The organism is Thioclava pacifica DSM 10166 (assembly GCF_000714535.1).
Classification (GTDB): Bacteria; Pseudomonadota; Alphaproteobacteria; order Rhodobacterales; family Rhodobacteraceae; genus Thioclava; species Thioclava pacifica.
The window spans coordinates 180917-198822 of record NZ_AUND01000038.1; the positions used below are offsets into that span (position 1 = coordinate 180917).

A 17906-nucleotide genomic window follows, 5' to 3' on the forward strand; every position below is an offset into this window, starting at 1 on the left:
CCCGTGGGTCCGGGGGCAGCGCCCCCGGCCGCGATCACACCAGCGTCGCGCCTTCCTTGAAGGCATCGGCATCGGCGGCCAGCAGCATCTCGTTATGCGGCTTGCCGCTCGGGATCATCGGGAAGCAGTTCTCGTGCTTCTCGACGAGGCAGTCGAACAGCACCGGCCCGTCGTAATTGATCATCTCCATGATCGCATCGTCGAGATCGGCGGGGTCGGAGACCTGGATCCCCTTCCAGCCGAAGCTTTCGGCGAGCTTCACGAAATCGGGCAGGCTTTCCGACCAGCTCTGCGAGTAGCGTTCGCCATGCAGCAGCTCCTGCCACTGGCGGACCATGCCGAGGCGCTCGTTATTGAGGATGAACTGTTTGACGGGCGTACGGAACTGCGTCGCGGTGCCCATCTCCTGCATGTTCATCAGCCAGCTCGCTTCGCCAGCCACGTTGATCACGAGCGCATCGGGATGCGCGATCTGCACGCCGATCGAGGCAGGGAACCCGTAGCCCATCGTGCCAAGGCCGCCCGAGGTCATCCAACGGTTCGGATCCTCGAAGCCGAGGAATTGCGCGGCCCACATCTGGTGCTGGCCCACCTCGGTCGTGATGTAGCGATCCATGCCCTTGGTGAGCGCTTCAAGGCGCTGCAAGGCGTATTGCGGTTTGATCGTCTTTTCCGAGTTGGTGTAGGCGAGGCAGTTCACCTTCTTCCACTCGTCGATCTTCTTCCACCACTTCTCGAGCCCGGCCTTGTTGACCTTGCGCCCGCGGGCTTTCCACACTTTGAGCACGTCTTCGAGCACATGGCCGATATCGCCGAGGATCGGCAGTTCGACCGGGATGATCTTGTTGATCGAGGAGGCGTCGATATCGACATGCACCTTGGTCGAGCGGGGCGAGAAATCGGGGATACGCCCGGTGATCCGGTCGTCGAACCGCGCGCCGAGGTTGATCATCAGATCGCAGCCATGCATCGCGAGGTTGGCTTCGTAGAGCCCGTGCATCCCGAGCATGCCGAGCCAGGATTTGCCCGAAGCGGGGTAAGCGCCCAGACCCATCAGCGTCGAGGTGATCGGGAAGCCGGTCGCATCCACCAGCTCGCGCAGCAGCTGGCTCGCGGCGGGGCCGGAGTTGATCACGCCACCGCCGGTATAGAAGATCGGGCGCTCGGCCTGTTCGATCAGCTCGACAAGCTGGGTGATCGCCTCGAGATCGCCCTTCACCTGCGGTTGGTAGTTGTCGGTGCGCGCAGCCTTCGGCGCGGTATAGGTGCCGGTGGCGAATTGCACGTCCTTGGGCATGTCGATCAGCACCGGGCCGGGACGGCCGGAGGTGGCGACGTGGAAGGCCTGGTGGATCGTCTCCGAGAGCTTGTCGGTGTCCTTCACCAGCCAGTTATGCTTGGTGCAGGGCCGCGTGATGCCCACGGTGTCGGCCTCCTGGAAGCCATCGGTTCCCACCATGAAAGTCGGCACCTGGCCGGTGAACACCACAAGCGGGATCGAGTCCATCAGAGCGTCGGTCAGGCCGGTCACCGCGTTGGTGGCGCCCGGGCCCGAGGTCACCAACACCACGCCGGGCTTGCCGGTCGAGCGCGCATAGCCTTCGGCCATGTGGACGGCGGCCTGCTCGTGGCGGACGAGGATGTGATGAATGTCGTTCTGTTGGAAAATCTCGTCGTAGATCGGAAGAACCGCGCCGCCGGGATAGCCGAAGATCGTATCGACCCCCTGATCCTTCAGCGCCTGCACCACCATCTTCGCGCCGGTCATCTGCCGTGCCATATGCTCACTCCATATTCCCGCCAACGGGTCCAGCCCCGTCTGTCGTCGACGCATCGTCCTGTCAAGAAAAAGCCCCCGGCTTTGAGGCGGGGGCGCATGGGAACCTTCATGGTCTAACCGTTACCGGCCCATGCGCTTGGCTCCTACGACGACAAGAAGAATCGCATTCATCGCGAATTCCTTTTCCGATGCTTCGCGCGGACATTATGAGCGGGCGAAAGGGGCGTCAATGCCCAAAGCCTGAATAAAGTGTCGCAGGTGGGTAAATATCTTCCCAAAAGTTGCGCGTTCCTGGTTGGCCCTCGCAACTTTGCGAAAACATCCCTCGCATCGTCGCGATAAGTTGAGTGGGACAGGTGCAATCGGGCGGCCAAATGCGTGCGAAGAGTGGACCGGGCAGGCCGTGTTGCGACCTATGTGGTCAACTGTTCAGACCAGATGGCCCTTAATCGCTTGACCTTTCTTGTCCGCTCGGTCAATCACGAGATCAATGGCCCTGAGGCGGGGCAGGAAACTAGGGAGGAAGTGAGATGGGCGCTTTGCTGGCCCTTTCACGACTGATCGACACCATCAACGAAAAAGTGGGCAAGGCGGTTGCCTGGCTGATCCTCGTGTCGATCCTCGTGAGTGCGACCAACGCCATCGTGCGCAAGCTGTTCGACATGTCGTCGAATGCCTGGCTGGAACTGCAATGGTATCTCTTCGGCGCGGCGTTCCTTGGAGCGGCGGCCTACACGCTCAAGCAGAACGAGCATATCCGGATCGACATCGTCTATGGCGCATTCTCGCGCAAGGTGCAGCACTGGATCGACCTGCTCGGGCACATCTTCTTCCTGATGCCTTTCGTGATCCTGATGCTGTTCAAGCTGACGCCCTTCGTGATGCTGTCGCTGCGCTCGGGTGAGATGTCCACGAACTCCGGCGGCCTGATCCTTTGGCCGGCCAAGATGCTGCTGCTGATCGGCTTCTGGCAGCTCTTCTTCCAGGGCGTGTCCGAGATCATCAAGAAGATCGCGGTGATGCGTGGGCTGATCGAGGATCCCCATGCCGATAGCGCGGGCCATCACGGTCATGATCCGATCGCCGAAGAGGAGGGCCTGTGATGCTTGAGCTTATCGCACAGAACATGGCCCCGATCATGTTCGTTTCGCTGATCGTGTTCCTGTTGATCGGCTATCCGGCGGCCTTCGCGCTTGCCGCGAACGGTCTTTTGTTCTTCGTCATCGGCGTTGAGCTCTCGGGCTACTCGGGTGGTTCGATCAACCTCAGCTGGCCATTGCTCAATGCAATGCCGGAACGCTTCTGGGGGGTCTTGAGTAACGAGACGCTCCTGGCCATTCCATTCTTCACATTCATGGGGATCGTGCTGGAGAAATCCGGCATGGCCGAGGACCTTCTCGACACGATCGGCCAGCTCTTCGGCCCGGTGCGCGGTGGTCTGGCCTATGCGGTGATCATCGTGGGCGCGCTTCTGGCAGCCACCACAGGCGTCGTCGCGGCCTCGGTGATCGCAATGGGTCTGATTTCGCTGCCGATCATGCTGCGCTACGGCTATGACCGGAAGGTGGCGACCGGGGTCATCGCGGCCTCGGGGACATTGGCGCAGATCATTCCGCCCTCGCTGGTTCTGATCGTTCTGGCCGACCAGCTCGGCCGTTCGGTGGGCGATATGTACAAGGGCGCGCTGATCCCGGGTCTGGTGCTGACCGGCATCTATCTGGGCTATGTGCTCGTGATGTCGATCATCCGTCCGAACTCGATGCCCGCGCTGCCGAAAGAGGCACGCACGCTCGGCTCGGGCGTGATGTCGCTCGTGGTGGCTCTGGCCGGTGCGGTCGCCATCTACATCTTCGCCGAGAAATATTTCGAGGCGAGCGGTTCGAGCGTCAACAATGCCGAGATCCTCGCCGCGGGCGTGGCAGTGATCGCGATCTATGTCGTGGCACTGCTGGACAAGGCGCTGAAGACCAACTTCATGAGCCGTCTGGCGCAGCAGGTGGTCATCGTGCTGATCCCGCCGCTGGCGCTGATCTTCCTCGTTCTGGGCACGATCTTCCTTGGCGTGGCCACGCCCACCGAAGGCGGCGCGATGGGTGCGGTCGGTGCATTGGTGCTCTCGGCGGTGAAAAAGCGGCTCAACTATCAGGTGGTCCGCGACGCGCTGGCCGCGACCACGCGCCTGTCGGCCTTCGTGCTCTTCATCCTGCTGGGCGCGCGGGTCTTCTCGCTCACCTTCTACGGGGTGAACGGGCAGATCTGGGTCGAGCACCTGCTGACCTCGCTTCCGGGCGGCCAGCTGGGCTTCCTGATCGTGGTCTCGCTGCTGGTGTTCTTCCTGGCCTTCTTCCTCGATTTCTTCGAACTGGCCTTCATCATCGTACCGCTTCTGGCGCCGGCCGCCGAGAAGCTGGGCATCGACCTGATCTGGTTCGGGGTGATCCTGGGGGTGAACATGCAGACTTCGTTCATGCACCCACCCTTCGGCTTCGCGCTGTTCTACCTGCGATCGGTCGCGGCCAAGGTGCCCTATATCGACAAGGTCACCGGCAAGAAGATGGAGCCTGTGAAGACCTCGCAGATCTATTGGGGGGCCATTCCCTTCGTTGGGATCCAGATCGTGATGATCGCCATCGTGATCGCCTTCCCGCAGATGGTGATGCATTACAAGGGCAAGGTTGTGGATCCGTCCACGGTCGAGATCAAGCTGCCCACGATGCCGGGCTTGAACGGAGGCGGTCTGCCGGGGCTTGGTGGCTTGCCGCCGCTGGGGGCGCCGAGTGGCGCGCCGGCGCCGGGGGCGCCCGCACCGGGCGGTCTGCCGCCGCTGCCGACACCGGGCAGCAATTAAGAGATCAAGCGGCGGCCCTGCGGGGCCGCCCTTTTCTTGCGACTGGAGAGATTGAGATGCGGATCGTTCGATACATTCTTGCAGGGGCGGTGCTGGCGGGGCTGGCGGCCTGTGGCGACACCACCGAGCAGCGCGCGGCGACGGGCGGCGTGGGTGGCCTCGTCGTGGCGGGGCCCGTGGGCGCGGTCGTGGGGGCCGGGCTCGGCGTGGTGACCAAGACAAACTGAGCCGAGCTGCGGGAACCGGGTCGGCGTGTCGTGCGTCTTCCTACCGAGAGGCCGCTCCGGCGGCTGACAGACCGGAAAGGAAGAACGGATGCGTAAAGTTGCACTCTTGATGGCCATGGGCCTTGTGGGCGCGCTCGCGGCGTGCGGCGATACGATGACCGAACGCGCGGCGACGGGCGGCGTCGGCGGGCTCGTGGTGGCCGGGCCGGTCGGCGCGGTGGCCGGGGCGACTGCTGGGGCCGTCACCACGAAATAAGACCGGGCACTGTGCACCCGGCGCGGATATTCCCGCCATGCGAGGCCCCTGACGAAAAAAGGCCCCGGAGCGATCCGGGGCCTTTCTTTTGTCTCAGGGGCGTTCTCAGAGCTTGAGGTTGCCCGCCGCCTGCTGGCGCATCATGAAGTAGTCGTAGTTGAACTCCGACAGCTGCCACCAGCCATACGCGTCGTTGCGATAGGCGAAGATGTGGTCGTGCACCTTCTTGAACTGGGCATTCGACGAGCCGATCTCGTTATAGACTTCCTGAGCGGCCTTGAAGCAGGCATCGAGGATTTCCTGCGAGAAGGGACGCAGCTGCGTGCCCTGGGCCAGGAGCGTCTTGAGCGCGGTCGGGTTCTTCGCGTCGTAGGACGCCATCATATCCGAGTTCGCCGCCTGGGTCGCCGCCTGCAGCGCGACCTTGTAGGCCTCGGGCAGTTGCTCATAGGCGTTCTTGTTGAACATGGCGTGGAGGCAAGCGCCGCCTTCCCACCAACCCGGGTAGTAGTAGTAGGGCGCGACCTTGTAGAAGCCAAGCTTCTCGTCATCGTAGGGGCCGACCCACTCGGTGGCGTCGATGGTGCCCTTCTCGAGCGACGGGTAGATGTCGCCGCCGGCGATCTGCTGCGGCACGACGCCGAGCTTTTCCATGACCTTGCCGCCGAAGCCGCCGATGCGCATTTTCACGCCCTTGAGGTCTTCAACGGTGTTGATTTCCTTGCGGAACCAGCCGCCCATCTGCGCGCCGGTATTGCCGCACGGGAAGGCCGTGATGCCGTAATTCGCGTAGAATTCGTTCATCAGGTCGTTGCCGCCGCCATAGTAGAACCAGGCGTTCTGCATGCGCGCGTTGAGACCGAAGGGCACAGCGGTCGCGAAGGCGAAGGTCGGATCTTTACCCCAGTAGTAGTAGGACGCGGTGTGGCAGGCCTCGACGGTGCCGTTGGAGACCGAGTCCATGGCTTGCAGGCCCGGGACGATCTCGCCCGCCGCGAAGACCTGGATGTTGAATTTGCCGTCCGTCATCCCCTTGACGTAATTCGCCATCGTCTCGGCGGCGCCGTAGATCGTGTCGAGCGATTTGGGGAAGGACGAGGTCAGGCGCCAAGTCACAGTCGGGGTTTCTTGCGCAATGGCCGGTGCGGCGAGCGCGCTGCCCGCAGCCGCGGCAGCCCCGCCAAGTGCGCCTTTGCGCAGGAAAGAGCGACGATCCATATGGTATTCCTCCCGGTTTTGGTTCTCGTCTTGTCAGGTTCCGCCCGCTCCTAGCCCGAAGGCTCCCTCCGCAGGCGTCCATGGCGGTCACTTTACTTGACCGATTGCACCTGTAAACCGGCCATTTCCCGCTTTTCTGTGTTTTTGGTCAAATCCCCGCGTGTTGCACCTGCGGCATGAGGCTGCACCTGCCGAAAAGGGCAGGCAGCAAAAGGCCCCGGCGCATCGCTGCGCCGGGGCCGGGTCATTGGGTTGACCAGTCTAGAGGACTGGTCGAGCCAGGGTGATCAGAGCTTGCCCTGGTTCGCCTCGCTCATCATGAAGTAATCGTAGTTGAACTCGGCCAGCTGTTCCCAGGTGAACCAATCCTTGCGGAAGTCCTTGATCGCGTTCCAGATCTTCGCGAACTCGGCGTTGTTGGCTTCCATATCCGCATAGACCTCGTTGGCCGCGTTGAAGCAGGCCTGCATGATCTCGGGCGAGAAGGCGCGCAGCTGGGTGCCGTTCGCGACCAGCGTCTTGAGCGCGGCCGGGTTCTTCATGTCATACTTCTGAAGCATGTCCGAGTTGGCCGCCTGCGCTGCGGTATGCAGCAGCGCCTGATACTGCTTGGGCAGGCCTTCCATCTGTTCCTTCGAGAAGAAGAAGTGGACCGTCGGACCACCTTCCCACCAGCCGGGATAGTAGTAGTAGGGCGCGACCTTGTAGAAGCCGAGCTTCTCGTCATCGTAAGGACCGACCCATTCGGTGGCGTCGATGGTGCCTTTTTCGAGCGCCGGGTAGATGTCGCCGCCGGCGATCTGCTGCGGCACGAGGCCGAGCTTTTCCATCACCTTGCCCGCGAAGCCGCCGACGCGCATCTTCAGACCCTTGAGGTCTTCGACGGTGTTGATCTCCTTGCGGAACCAGCCGCCCATCTGCGCGCCGGTGTTGCCGCCCGGAAGGCCATAGAGGCCCTGCTTGCCGAGGAACTCGTTATAGAGCTCGATGCCGCCGCCGTGGTAGTGCCAGGCGTTCATGCCGCGTGCGTTGAGCGAGAAGGGCACGGCCGCGCCGAGCGCCCAGGTCGGGTCTTTGCCCCAGAAGTAGTAGCCCACGGTGTGACAGGCCTCGACGGTGCCGTTCATCACGGCATCGGCGACCTGAAGGCCGGGGACGATCTCGCCCGCGGCGAAGACCTGGATCTTGAAATTGCCGTCCGAGGCTTCCTCGACCATCTTCGAGAGCACTTCCGCGCCGCCATAGATCGTGTCGAGCGATTTCGGGAAGGACGAGGCGAGGCGCCACGTGATCTGCGGGTTGCTTTGCGCGATCGCAGGCGCTGCCAGCGTGCTCGCGGCCGCGCCACCCAGCGCAGCTTTCGTCAGAAAGGAACGACGGTCCATGAAGGATCCTCCCAATTTTGCTTCGAAATGCAGGGAGCGTTCTCCCTGCCGCCCGCGTATCCTCCGATGACATCGCGGGCTTGCGCGGACCGTTTCACCGCGGGCGGGAACTGTCCAGTGATCCCGGGCACTTAACCGTTTAGGATCACGAAAAATTTTCTCAGAAATGATTTGACGGGATGGCGCTGCACAAGGCTTGGGCAGCTGCCTGCGAATCTAGCGTCGAGTTGGGTAAGGAAAGCCTCAGCCGCTGCGTGTATCGGGCAGTTGAATCCGGGCGACCTGCTCGGCGATCGGGTCAACCGAGAGCGGGTGAGTCTCTGTCTCGTGACTGGCCGGATCGCCGATATCGGTCCAGGCGCCACCCTTGTAGATCTCGAGGGCCGCGAAATTCGCCTTGTAGCCCATCTTGCGTGAGCCCGGCACCCAATAGCCCAGATAGACGTAAGGCAGACCAACCCGGCGCGCGATCTCGATATGATCCAAGATCAGATAGGTGCCGAGGCTGTCCTTGATCCGTTCGGGCTCGTAGAAGGAATAGACCATCGAGAGCCCGTCATCGAGCACGTCGGTCAGGCATGTCGCGATCAGCGCGCGCAACGATCCCGGCGTCTCGGCGCTCTCGCGATACTCGATCACGCGCGACTTGACCGGCGTCTCCTCGATCATCGCGGCAAACTCGAAGATATCCATATCGGCCATGCCGCCATCGGCATGACGCGTATCGAGATAGCGGCGGAAGAGGGCGAATTGCTCTTCCGTGGCCCAGGGAGAGGTCGCGGTGCGGCGCAGGTCGGCATTGCGCTTGAGCACGCGGCGCTGTGATTTCGTCGGCTCGAAATCCGCCACCCGGATCCGCGCTGACAGGCAGGCGGTGCAATCGGCGCAAGAGGGCCGGTACAGCACGTTCTGAGAGCGTCGAAAACCCTGACGCGACAGCGCGTTGTTGAGCTTTTCCGCGCCTTCCCCTTGCAGGGCTGTGAAGAGTTTCCGCTCGGACCTGCCGTCTAGATAGGGGCAGGGCTGCGGCGCGGTCACGTAGAACTGCGGAGCGAGCGGAAGCGAGTGGCGCATGGATGCCTCGATCGGGGCGGGTTGGCTCGAAGGCTAGCAAAGAGGCTCGCACCCGCCAAGTGTTTCCTTCTCCACAAATAGAAAGCGCCCCGGTCGGGTCAACCGGGGCGCTCGGGGGAGGTGGGGAAGGGAGCCGAAATCAGGCGCGCTCGGTCGCCTCGGTGTCGGTGCTCTCTGCGGCCGCCTTGGCGCGTTCTTCCATGTACTGGTCGAACTCGGCCTTGTCGCGGGCCTCGCGCAGACGGCGCAGGAAGTCTTCGAACTCCTGTTGTTCACGTTGAAGGCGCTCGATCGTATCGGCCTTGTAAGCGTCGAAGGCGGCATTGCCCGTCGAGCGCGAGACATGGACCCGATGCGACCCGCAGCAGCCGAAGGCGCGACGCTGGGTGGCCTCACCCGTGCGCCAGCGGCGCCCGAAACGGCCGGTGAAGAGGATGAAGAACAACAGGACCAGACCCAGCGGGCCGGCAAAGATGAAACCGGCCACCATCAGCGCGATCCACGCGCCGGGGCCGTTTCCATCCATCCACTCGATCGCACGAGTGAACCAATTGCCGCGCGGGGCGGGAATGGTGTTGGTGGAATAGGTGGACATCGGAACCTCCGGGTTGAGTATGTGAATGCTTTTCACATCTCCAAGATCGTAAGCAATGCCCCGCTTTGCAAGAGGGTATGTGAATGATTTTTACATTTTGCCCTCAAGCCACCGGAAAGGCTCGCATTTATTCGGTGAAATCGGCGCGTTTCGCCCCGCTGATACGCTCAAGATCCGCCGGCGTGATCGAAAAGACATGGCGTGGCGTGCCCGCAGCCGCCCAGACCGTGTCAAAATCGAAAAGGCGGGGATCGAGAAAGGCGGTGATCGGGCCGGTGTGACCGAGTGGCGCGACACCACCGATTGCAAAGCCGGTCTCGGCCCGGATCAGACCGGCATCGGCCTTGCCGAGCGGCTGACCCGCCACCGCGCTGGCCTTCTCGGCGCAGACCCGGTTCGCGCCTGCGGTGATGAACAGCACGACATGACCGCTCTCTTCTCCGCGAAAGATGATCGACTTGGCGATCTGGTCGACCTCGCAGCCCACGGCATCGGCGGCCATCTGGGCAGTGCGCGCCTCTCCCGGTTCGGAAATTTCGAACGCGGCGCCCGCCGCCTCCAGCGCCGCACGGACCCTTTTGAGTGATTTGCTCATTCCAACTGCTCCAAATATCCCCGCCGGAGGCATCCGACATCACTTGGCCGCGCCCCGGCCGGGACCATCTAGGACGAGTTGTCGCCCCGATCCAATCCCCTCCAATTCCCATTGACCCGCGCGTGGGGCGCAGTAAGCATGACGCCATGCCCTTCGCGTCCCGTCTTACCCGTGCCCCGCTGCCTTTCGAGCCTGACCGTGCCGAAGAGGCGCGCGGGTTCTTTGCCGATCTTGCGCCCGAATTGCGCGATCTGCTGGCCGGGACTGCCGGATGCAGCCCCTATCTCAAGGCGTTAATGGAGAAAGAGGCCGACTGGCTGCGCCCCGCGCTATCTGGCAATCCCGAGGCCGCACTGGCCGAGGAATTCGCCCGTCTTGACCCGGTCGCGCTGCCCGATCTGCCAAATGAGCTGCGCCGGGCCAAACGTCGGGTGGCGCTTCTCGCGGGGCTCGCGGATCTCGGCGGGGTCTGGTGTCTCGAAGAGGTGACTGGCGCGCTGACGCGGTTGGCCGATCTCGCGGTCGATCTTGCGCTGAAACGGCTCGTCGGCGACGAGATCCGGCGCGGCAAGATCCCCGGCGCGACTGAAGAGGATGCCGAGACCGCGGCCGGAATGGTCGCGCTCGCCATGGGCAAGATGGGGGCGGGGGAGCTGAACTATTCCTCCGATATCGACCTGATCTGCCTGTTCGATGAAAGCCGCTATGACGCGATCGACCAGATGGAGGCGCGTGCGGCGCTGATCCGTGCGACGCGGAAGATGGCCGGGATGCTCAATGACCGTACCGCAGAGGGCTATGTCTTCCGCACCGATTTGCGCCTGCGCCCCGATGCGAGCGTGACGCCGGTCTGCATCTCGATGGGGGCGGCCGAGCTCTATTACGAATCCGAGGGGCGCACATGGGAGCGTGCGGCCTATATCAAGGCGCGCCCCTGCGCGGGCGATATCGCCGCCGGAGAGCGGTTCCTCGAAACACTGCGCCCCTTCGTCTGGCGCAAGCATCTCGATTTCGCGGCGATTCAGGACGCGCATGACATGCGGCTGCGGATTCGCGAGCATAAGGGGTTGCACGGGCCGATCGAGGTGCCGGGCCACAATATCAAGCTCGGCCAGGGCGGGATCCGCGAGATCGAGTTCTTCACCCAGACCCGACAGCTGATCGCGGGCGGGCGCGACGAATCCTTGCGCGACCGCACCACCGTCGGCGGGATGCGGGCGCTCGCCGCGAAAGGTTGGGTGCCGGTCGAGGTGGCCGAGGAGCTGATCGATCATTACCGCGAACATCGCGAGATCGAGCATCGTATCCAGATGGTCAACGACGCCCAGACCCAGCTCTTGCCCACGAGCGAGGATGGGCTCGCGCGGATATCGGCGATGATGGGCGAGGGGGATCTTTCGCGCTGGTCCGAGCGGCTGCGTTCGCGGCTCGAGCGGGTCGAGACGCTCACCAATGATTTCTTCGCTCCCGACGAGGCCAGCGAACGACCCGATCTGTCGGAAAGCGCGCGCCAGATCGTCGAGGGCTGGAGCAGCTATCCCGCGCTACGGTCGGAACGCGCGCGCACGATCTTCAAGCGGCTCGAACCGGAAGTGCTGGGTCGGATGGCGCGGGCGGCCAATATGGACGAGGCGCTGACGCAGTTCGACGGTTTCCTAAAGGGACTGCCCGCCGGGGTTCAGCTTTTTTCTCTTTTCGAGGCCAGTCCGCAGCTGATCGACCTGATTGTCGACATCTGCGCAACAGCGCCGGGACTTGCGGGCTATCTTTCGCGCAATGCTGGCGTTCTCGATGCGGTTCTGGGCGGCAGCTTCTTCTCGCCCTGGCCGGGGTGCGAGGCGCTGACGGGCGATCTCGAACGTCTGTTGACACAGGCAGGCGATTACGAGGCCGCACTGATCGCGGCGCGACGCTGGGCGAAGGAATGGAAATTCCGTGTCGGTGTGCACCAGCTGCGCGGGCTGGTCGATGCCGCCGAGGCGGCAGGGCAATATGCCGATGTGGCAGGTGCGGTGCTCGCGGCGCTCTGGCCCGTTGTGCAAGGCGAATTTGCGCGCCGTTACGGGCCGTGCCCGGGCAATGGCGCGGTGGTTCTGGGCATGGGTAGCCTTGGCGCGGAGCGGCTTCACGCGCGGTCCGATCTCGATCTGATCGTGATCTACGATCCCGCCGGGCAGGACTATTCCGACGGCAAGAAACCCCTCGCCACAAGGACTTATTACGCGAAGCTCACACAGGCGCTGATCACCGCGCTCTCGGCACAGATGCCAGAGGGGATGCTTTACGAGGTCGACATGCGGCTGCGCCCGTCCGGGCGGCAGGGACCGGTTGCGACGGCGCTGTCGAGCTTTGCCGATTACCAGATGAACGAGGCCTGGACTTGGGAGCATCTCGCCCTGACCCGGGCGCGACCGGTGGCGGGGCGTGCCGAGCTTGCTGCCGAGGTCGAGACGATCCGTCTCGAGGTACTCACGGCGAAGGGCAAGGCGGAGAAAGTGCTGCCGGATCTCGCCGAGATGCGCGCCCGGATTTTCGCGGCCAAGCCTGTGAAGGGGCGTTGGGAAGCGAAGATCGGCGCGGGGCGTTTGCAGGATATCGAGTTGCTCGCGCAGTGGTTCGCGCTCCATGAGGGCGCGCCGGCACGCCGCGTCGAGGCGCAGCTGCGGATCGGACCGCGGGCGGGGCTGGTCGACAAGGCGACCGGCGAGACACTGGCCTCGGCCTACCGCTTCCTGTGGCGGCTGCGCGCGGGCGAGAAACTGCTGAGCGACGACGCGCTCGATCTCGAGGCGCTGGGTGAGGGGGCGACCGCCTTCATGCTGCGCGAGACGGGTATGGAGACGCTCGAGGCGCTGAGCGCGCGGCTCGAGACGGCGACAGCCGAAGTCGCTGCTATCGTCGATCGGATTCTGGGGGGCTGAATGGGGCGCAAGCTGATGGATATGAGCGAGGCGGACCCGAAGGGGCTGATCCGCGAAAGCTACAAGATCGACGGGATCGGCGAGGCCGAATGCCGGTCGATCTTCATGGACTGGGCGCTGAGCCTCGCGCCGGGACTGGATGCGAAGGAGGCGATCCGCACGGTGCTTGTGGGCTACCAAGGCCCGCCCGAGCACCCGATGAGCCAGGTGCTCAGCGAAGGGCTCACCCGCGAGAGCGGGCCGCCCACGCGGCGTGGCGGCGCGCGCGGGCGTCGGTTCTAATCCCGCTCAGCGCGGCAGCGCAGCTGCCTCGCGGGCGAGCGCCTCGATCCCGGCCCAATCGCCCGATTGCACCATGGCGTCGGGCGCAACCCAGGAGCCACCCGCACAAAGAACGTTCGGCAAGCTTAGGTAATCGTTCGCGTTTTTCATACTGACCCCACCCGTGGGGCAGAAGCTCACCTGCGGAATCGGCGCGCCGATGGCTTTCAGTGCCGGTGCGCCCCCGGAGGCTTCAGCGGGGAAGAATTTCAGCACGTCGTAGCCGATCTCATAAAGCTTCATCACCTCGGAGGCGGTGGCCGCGCCCGGCAGAAGTGGCAGGCCTTCATCCTCGCAGGCTTTCACCAGACGATCCGTTGCCCCGGGCGAGACCCCGAATTTTGCGCCCGCGGCCTTTGCGGCCTTCACATCGGCAGGCGTCAGCAGGGTGCCCGCGCCGACCACGCCACCTTCGACATCCGCCATCGCGCGGATCGCATCGAGCGCGCAGGGCGTGCGCAGAGTCACTTCGAGCGCGGGCAACCCGCCCGCGACGAGCGCCTTCGCCAGAGGGGCTGCATGGGCCACATTCTTGACCACGATCACGGGTACGATCGGGGCGAGTTCACAGACCCTGCGGGCGGCGGCGGATTGCTCGGTTGGTGTCATCGGATCACTCCAGTCTTGAACGCCCGCGCGGGCGGAAAGGGCAGGATGCCTCCGGCGGGGATATTTGAAGCAATTGGAAGTGAAGTTCCGAGTTCCAACTGCTCGAAATATCCCCGCCGGAGGCGAAAACTCAAAGTACGACAGAGGCCCCGGAGGTCGAGGGGCCGACATGGGTGCGGAAGGCGGCAAAGAGCTCGCGGCCGATGCCGAACTGGTTGGCGCGCAGATCGGGCTCGACGGGGATGCGGGTCTCGAAACCTTCGGAGAGGCAGGTCAGTTCGCCCGTGGTCGCATCAAGCCGCACGATATCGCCGTCTTGCAGCTTGGCGAGCGGGCCGCCATTGGCCGCCTCGGGCGAGACATGGATCGCGGCGGGCACTTTGCCCGAGGCGCCCGACATCCGGCCATCGGTCACCAGTGCCACTTTCAGCCCGCGATCTTGCAGCACCGAGAGGGTGGGGGTGAGCGAGTGCAGCTCGGGCATCCCGTTCGCCTTCGGTCCCTGGAAACGCACGACGACGATCGTGTCGGAGGTGAACTCGCCGCGCTTGAACGCGTCTTTCACCTCATGCTGTTCCTTGAAGACCCGCACAGGCGCTTCGATCACGTGACGCTCGGGGGCGACAGCGGAGACCTTGATCACGCCGCGGCCGAGATTGCCGTTGAGTTGCTTCAAGCCGCCCGTCTTCTGGAAGGGGTTGGCGGGTTTGCGCAGGATCTTGTCGTTGAGGCTGTCTTCCGGACCCTCGACCCAGACGAGACCATCCTCGGTCAGTTTGGCGTCCTGCGTGTAGCGGCTCAACCCGTCGCCCGCGACGGTCTTGGCGTCTTCATGCAGTAGCCCCGATTTCAACAGGTGGCGGATCATGAATTGCAGCCCGCCGGCGGCGTGGAAATGATTCACGTCGGCCAGCCCGTTCGGGTAGACCTTGGCCAGAAGCGGCACGACCGAGGAAACCTCGTCGAAATCCTCAAGGTCCAGAATGATCCCCGCCGCGCGCGCCATCGCGGGCAGGTGCAGGATGTGGTTGGTCGAGCCGCCCGTGGCCATCAGCCCCACGAGCCCGTTCACGAAGGCCTTCTCGTCGAGGATCTCCGAGGCCGGGCGGTAATCGTTGCCGAGTGCGGTGATTTCCGCCGCGCGCTTGGCGCCTGCCACCGTCAGCGCCTCGCGCAGAGGCGTGTTGGGGTTCACGAAGGAGCTTCCGGGCAGGTGCAGCCCCATGAATTCCATCAGCATCTGGTTGGTATTCGCGGTGCCGTAGAAAGTGCAGGTGCCCGGCCCGTGATAGGAGGCCATCTCGGCTTTCATCAATTCGTCGCGGCCCACCTCGCCGGAGGCGAATTGCTGGCGCACGCGGGCTTTCTCGTCATTGGGCAAGCCGGAGGTCATCGGCCCTGCGGGAATGAAGATAGCGGGGATATGGCCGAAGGTGGCCGCCGCCATGATCAGGCCCGGCACGATCTTGTCGCAGACCCCCATGTAAAGCGCGGCGTCGAAAGTATTGTGGCTGAGCGCCACGCCGGTCGCGAGTGCGATCACGTCGCGCGAGAAGAGCGACAGTTCCATCCCCGGCTGGCCCTGCGTGACCCCGTCGCACATGGCCGGAACGCCACCCGCGACCTGCGCCGTGGCGCCAATCTCGCGCAGCGCCGCCTTGATCAGTTGCGGATAGGTCTCGTAGGGCTGATGGGCCGAGAGCATGTCGTTGTAAGCGGTGACGATCCCGATATTCGGGGCGCGACCTTCGGCGAGCGAGTCCTTATCGTCCCCCATCGCGGCATAGGCATGGGCCTGATTGCCGCAAGTCAGGTGGGCGCGAGCGGGCCCGGCTTCGGCCGCTTCGCGTATCCGTGCGAGATACTCGCCGCGCAGGCCTTCTGAACGGGTGCGGATACGGTCGGTGACACGGGCAATGGTGGCGTCGAGGGTCATGGCGTCGGCCTTTCCTTGCTCTGCGGCCGCCGATGGGGAGGTGTGGCGGGCTGCGTGGATCGAAGGGATGCGCGTCCTCTATCATGTTAGCGCTAACGCCGCAACCCGGAAAGCTATCTGTTTATGTGGGGCGGGGAGGAGCGCTGGCAAGGATCAGGGCTTTCGCGCTCAGGCGCTTGGCGCTAGGAAGACGCAAGATCAAGGAGTGCCCTATGAGCCAGCCCCGTCCCGTTGTCCGCCTGCGTCCCAAAGCCGAAGCCCGCGCGATCCGCCACGGTTTCCCTTGGGTCTATGCCGATGAGCTGGTCGTCGACCGGCGCACCAAGACCATGGCGCCCGGGACGATCGCGACGCTCGAGGATGCAGACCGCCGTCCGTTGGCCACGGTCACGGTGAACCCGAATTCAAAAATCATCGCGCGGGTGATGAGCCGCGATGCCGAGGTGGAGATCGACCGCGCCTGGATCGCGCAGAAACTGACCCGTGCGCTCGAGATGCGCGCGCGGCTCTTCGAGGCGCCCTTTTATCGTCTGATCCATGCCGAGGCCGACGGGCTGCCCGGTGTTATCATCGACCGCTTCGGCGACGCGGCGGTGATCCAGCCCAACGCCGCCTGGTCCGAGATGATGATCGAAGATCTCGAAGCCGCGCTGGCCGAGGTCACGGGCGTCTCCACCATCATCAAGAACGGATCGGGCCGCGCGCGCACGCTCGAAGGGCTGGCCGAGGAGACGGTCGTGCTGCGTGGCAGTCTTGATACGCCGGTCGAGGTGCCGATGAACGGGGCGATCTACATGGCCGACCTGCTGGGTGGGCAGAAAACGGGTCTCTTCTACGACCAACGACCGAACCACGCCTTTGCGGCGCGGCTGGCGAACGACGCGCGGGTGCTCGACGTTTTTTCCCATGTGGGTGGCTTTGCGCTCGCGGCTCTGGCCGGCGGTGCGCAATCTGCGATCTCGGTCGATGCCTCGGCCCCGGCGCTCGATCTCGCGGCCAGGGGCGCGCAGGCGATGGGCGCGGGTGGGCACTTCTCGACCCGTCAGGGCGATGCCTTCGATCAGCTCGATGCGCTCGGCCAGGAGGGCGCGCGCTTCGATCTGGTGATCTGCGATCCGCCCGCCTTCGCGCCCGCCAAGCCCGCGCTGCAAGCGGGGCTGCGCGCCTATGAGCGGATCGCCCGCATGGCCGCACCGCTGGTGGAAGAGGGCGGCTATCTCGTGCTGTGTTCCTGCTCGCATGCCGCCGACCTGGCGCAGTTCCGCGCCGCTTGCACCCGTGGCATCGGCAAGGCGGGCCGCAGCGCCCAGTTGATCCATACCGGCTATGCCGGGGCGGATCACCCGATGCTGCCGCAACTCGCCGAGTCGGGTTATCTCAAGTCGCTCTTCTTCCGGCTCGACTGATGCAGAAGATCCTGCTCGACGCCTGTGTTCTCTATCCGACGGTTCTGCGCGAGATCCTGATCGGAGCGGCGAAAGCGGGTCTCTACCGTCCGCTCTGGTCGGCGCGTATCCTCGAGGAATGGGCCCGAGCGGCTGCGCGCCGCGCGCCCGCAGACGAAGCCATCGCCCGCGGCGAGATCGCCCTTTTGCGCGCCGCCTTCCCAAAAGCGGAGATCGCCCCACAGCCGGGGATCGAACAGCGCCTGGTGTTGCCGGATGAAAACGATCTGCACGTTCTTGCCGCCGCCATCGCGGGTGGGGCAGATGCGATCCTGACGTTCAATGCACAGGATTTCCCGCGCGGAACGCTGGCGGGCGAAGGTCTGGAGCGGCGCGATCCCGACGGTTTTTTGTGGCAACTTTTCTCGACACATCCCGAGAAAATGCGCGCTGTAACCGAGGCTGTGCGTGCCGAAGCCGAACGCCTCTCCGGTGATCCCCAGCCGATCCGCGCCCTGATGAAACGTGCCCGTCTTCCGCGTTTCGGCAAGGCTTTGGCGGGGTGATAGGGGGCGCTGCCCCCGTCGCCGGAGGGCGACAATTTACAGAGAAGGAGGGGGCGCTGCCCCCGTCCTCTTCGAGGACTCCCCCGAGATATTTCGATCAAGAAGAAGTCTCCAATTCCTCTTCTTCTTGATTTAAATATCTCGGGGGTGAATTTCCGATAGGAAAGAGGGGGCAGCGCCCCCTTTCGCC

16 protein-coding genes are annotated in these 17906 nt (G+C 64.1%); 8 read left to right on the forward strand and 8 right to left on the reverse strand.

Annotated features, from left to right (window positions below):
- Positions 1 to 34: 34 nt before the first annotated feature.
- On the reverse strand, positions 35 to 1780 hold the full coding sequence (locus tag TP2_RS14860; RefSeq protein WP_038079092.1) for an acetolactate synthase 3 large subunit: 1746 nt from the start codon (positions 1778 to 1780) through the stop codon (positions 35 to 37).
- Positions 1781 to 2310: 530 nt separating this feature from the next.
- On the opposite strand from TP2_RS14860, the gene TP2_RS14865 reads away from it, so the two are divergent.
- From TP2_RS14865 to TP2_RS18700, 4 genes are all read left to right on the forward strand, one after another.
- The gene (locus TP2_RS14865) at positions 2311 to 2883 is read left to right on the forward strand and encodes a TRAP transporter small permease subunit (RefSeq protein WP_038079093.1); all 573 of its coding nucleotides are present in this window, start codon (positions 2311 to 2313) and stop codon (positions 2881 to 2883) included.
- Entirely contained in the window at positions 2883 to 4628 is a 1746-nt protein-coding gene (locus TP2_RS14870; protein WP_038079094.1) for a TRAP transporter large permease, read from the forward strand. The genes TP2_RS14865 and TP2_RS14870 overlap by 1 nt, the downstream gene beginning before the upstream one ends.
- 56 nt (positions 4629 to 4684) lie before the next feature.
- A complete protein-coding gene (locus tag TP2_RS18695; RefSeq protein ID WP_038079096.1) occupies positions 4685 to 4855 on the forward strand; it encodes a hypothetical protein in 171 nt (56 codons plus the stop codon).
- Between the two features lie 88 nt (positions 4856 to 4943).
- Positions 4944 to 5111, forward strand: a complete 168-nt coding sequence (locus TP2_RS18700; protein ID WP_169739546.1) for a hypothetical protein — start codon at positions 4944 to 4946, stop codon at positions 5109 to 5111.
- Positions 5112 to 5216: 105 nt separating this feature from the next.
- Here TP2_RS18700 and TP2_RS14880 read toward each other — a convergent pair whose 3' ends face one another.
- From TP2_RS14880 to TP2_RS14900, 5 genes are all read right to left on the reverse strand, one after another.
- Positions 5217 to 6329 carry a TRAP transporter substrate-binding protein gene (locus TP2_RS14880; RefSeq protein ID WP_038079099.1) on the reverse strand — a complete coding sequence of 371 codons (1113 nt, stop codon included), beginning with the start codon at positions 6327 to 6329 and terminating at the stop codon, positions 5217 to 5219.
- Between the two features lie 287 nt (positions 6330 to 6616).
- The gene (locus TP2_RS14885; RefSeq protein ID WP_038079101.1) at positions 6617 to 7714 is read right to left on the reverse strand and encodes a TRAP transporter substrate-binding protein; all 1098 of its coding nucleotides are present in this window, start codon (positions 7712 to 7714) and stop codon (positions 6617 to 6619) included.
- 243 nt (positions 7715 to 7957) lie between these two features.
- Positions 7958 to 8788: an arginyltransferase gene (locus tag TP2_RS14890; RefSeq protein WP_038079103.1), complete on the reverse strand. Its 831-nt coding sequence runs from the start codon at positions 8786 to 8788 to the stop codon at positions 7958 to 7960.
- A 139-nt stretch (positions 8789 to 8927) separates the two neighbouring features.
- Positions 8928 to 9383 (reverse strand): DUF2852 domain-containing protein, encoded by a 456-nt coding sequence (locus TP2_RS14895; RefSeq protein ID WP_038079106.1) that lies wholly within the window; start codon positions 9381 to 9383, stop codon positions 8928 to 8930.
- A 127-nt stretch (positions 9384 to 9510) separates the two neighbouring features.
- A complete protein-coding gene (locus TP2_RS14900) occupies positions 9511 to 9978 on the reverse strand; it encodes a YbaK/EbsC family protein (protein WP_038079109.1) in 468 nt (155 codons plus the stop codon).
- A 146-nt stretch (positions 9979 to 10124) separates the two neighbouring features.
- Between TP2_RS14900 and TP2_RS14905 the strand changes: the two genes are divergently transcribed.
- Positions 10125 to 12899 (forward strand): [protein-PII] uridylyltransferase family protein, encoded by a 2775-nt coding sequence (locus TP2_RS14905; protein WP_038079113.1) that lies wholly within the window; start codon positions 10125 to 10127, stop codon positions 12897 to 12899.
- A gap of 15 nt (positions 12900 to 12914) precedes the next feature.
- Complete coding sequence (locus TP2_RS14910) at positions 12915 to 13181, forward strand: hypothetical protein (protein WP_038079197.1); 267 nt, start codon at positions 12915 to 12917, stop codon at positions 13179 to 13181.
- Between the two features lie 6 nt (positions 13182 to 13187).
- Here TP2_RS14910 and eda read toward each other — a convergent pair whose 3' ends face one another.
- Together eda and edd are read right to left on the reverse strand one after the other, a co-directional pair.
- Positions 13188 to 13829: a bifunctional 4-hydroxy-2-oxoglutarate aldolase/2-dehydro-3-deoxy-phosphogluconate aldolase gene (eda, locus tag TP2_RS14915; protein WP_038079115.1), complete on the reverse strand. Its 642-nt coding sequence runs from the start codon at positions 13827 to 13829 to the stop codon at positions 13188 to 13190.
- A 130-nt stretch (positions 13830 to 13959) separates the two neighbouring features.
- Complete coding sequence (edd, locus tag TP2_RS14920) at positions 13960 to 15765, reverse strand: phosphogluconate dehydratase (RefSeq protein ID WP_038079118.1); 1806 nt, start codon at positions 15763 to 15765, stop codon at positions 13960 to 13962.
- A gap of 212 nt (positions 15766 to 15977) precedes the next feature.
- On the opposite strand from edd, the gene TP2_RS14925 reads away from it, so the two are divergent.
- Together TP2_RS14925 and TP2_RS14930 are read left to right on the forward strand one after the other, a co-directional pair.
- Positions 15978 to 17171 carry an RSP_2647 family RNA methyltransferase gene (locus tag TP2_RS14925; protein WP_038079119.1) on the forward strand — a complete coding sequence of 398 codons (1194 nt, stop codon included), beginning with the start codon at positions 15978 to 15980 and terminating at the stop codon, positions 17169 to 17171.
- The gene (locus TP2_RS14930; RefSeq protein WP_038079120.1) at positions 17171 to 17716 is read left to right on the forward strand and encodes an RSP_2648 family PIN domain-containing protein; all 546 of its coding nucleotides are present in this window, start codon (positions 17171 to 17173) and stop codon (positions 17714 to 17716) included. The genes TP2_RS14925 and TP2_RS14930 overlap by 1 nt, the downstream gene beginning before the upstream one ends.
- Positions 17717 to 17906: the final 190 nt, after the last annotated feature.

Excerpts from the sequence above, each read along its gene's own strand:
- TP2_RS14895 (WP_038079106.1), bottom strand. The coding sequence starts at position 9,383 with ATGTCCACCTATTCCACCAACACCATTCCCGCCCCGCGCGGCAATTGG.
- eda (WP_038079115.1), bottom strand. The coding sequence starts at position 13,829 with ATGACACCAACCGAGCAATCCGCCGCCGCCCGCAGGGTCTGTGAACTC.
- TP2_RS18695 (WP_038079096.1), top strand. The coding sequence starts at position 4,685 with ATGCGGATCGTTCGATACATTCTTGCAGGGGCGGTGCTGGCGGGGCTG.
- TP2_RS14885 (WP_038079101.1), bottom strand. The coding sequence starts at position 7,714 with ATGGACCGTCGTTCCTTTCTGACGAAAGCTGCGCTGGGTGGCGCGGCC.
- TP2_RS14930 (WP_038079120.1), top strand. The coding sequence starts at position 17,171 with ATGCAGAAGATCCTGCTCGACGCCTGTGTTCTCTATCCGACGGTTCTG.
- TP2_RS14905 (WP_038079113.1), top strand. The coding sequence starts at position 10,125 with ATGCCCTTCGCGTCCCGTCTTACCCGTGCCCCGCTGCCTTTCGAGCCT.
- edd (WP_038079118.1), bottom strand. The coding sequence starts at position 15,765 with ATGACCCTCGACGCCACCATTGCCCGTGTCACCGACCGTATCCGCACC.
- TP2_RS14880 (WP_038079099.1), bottom strand. The coding sequence starts at position 6,329 with ATGGATCGTCGCTCTTTCCTGCGCAAAGGCGCACTTGGCGGGGCTGCC.
- TP2_RS14860 (WP_038079092.1), bottom strand. The coding sequence starts at position 1,780 with ATGGCACGGCAGATGACCGGCGCGAAGATGGTGGTGCAGGCGCTGAAG.
- TP2_RS14910 (WP_038079197.1), top strand. The coding sequence starts at position 12,915 with ATGGATATGAGCGAGGCGGACCCGAAGGGGCTGATCCGCGAAAGCTAC.
- TP2_RS14890 (WP_038079103.1), bottom strand. The coding sequence starts at position 8,788 with ATGCGCCACTCGCTTCCGCTCGCTCCGCAGTTCTACGTGACCGCGCCG.
- TP2_RS14900 (WP_038079109.1), bottom strand. The coding sequence starts at position 9,978 with ATGAGCAAATCACTCAAAAGGGTCCGTGCGGCGCTGGAGGCGGCGGGC.
- TP2_RS14865 (WP_038079093.1), top strand. The coding sequence starts at position 2,311 with ATGGGCGCTTTGCTGGCCCTTTCACGACTGATCGACACCATCAACGAA.
- TP2_RS14925 (WP_038079119.1), top strand. The coding sequence starts at position 15,978 with ATGAGCCAGCCCCGTCCCGTTGTCCGCCTGCGTCCCAAAGCCGAAGCC.
- TP2_RS14870 (WP_038079094.1), top strand. The coding sequence starts at position 2,883 with ATGCTTGAGCTTATCGCACAGAACATGGCCCCGATCATGTTCGTTTCG.
- TP2_RS18700 (WP_169739546.1), top strand. The coding sequence starts at position 4,944 with ATGCGTAAAGTTGCACTCTTGATGGCCATGGGCCTTGTGGGCGCGCTC.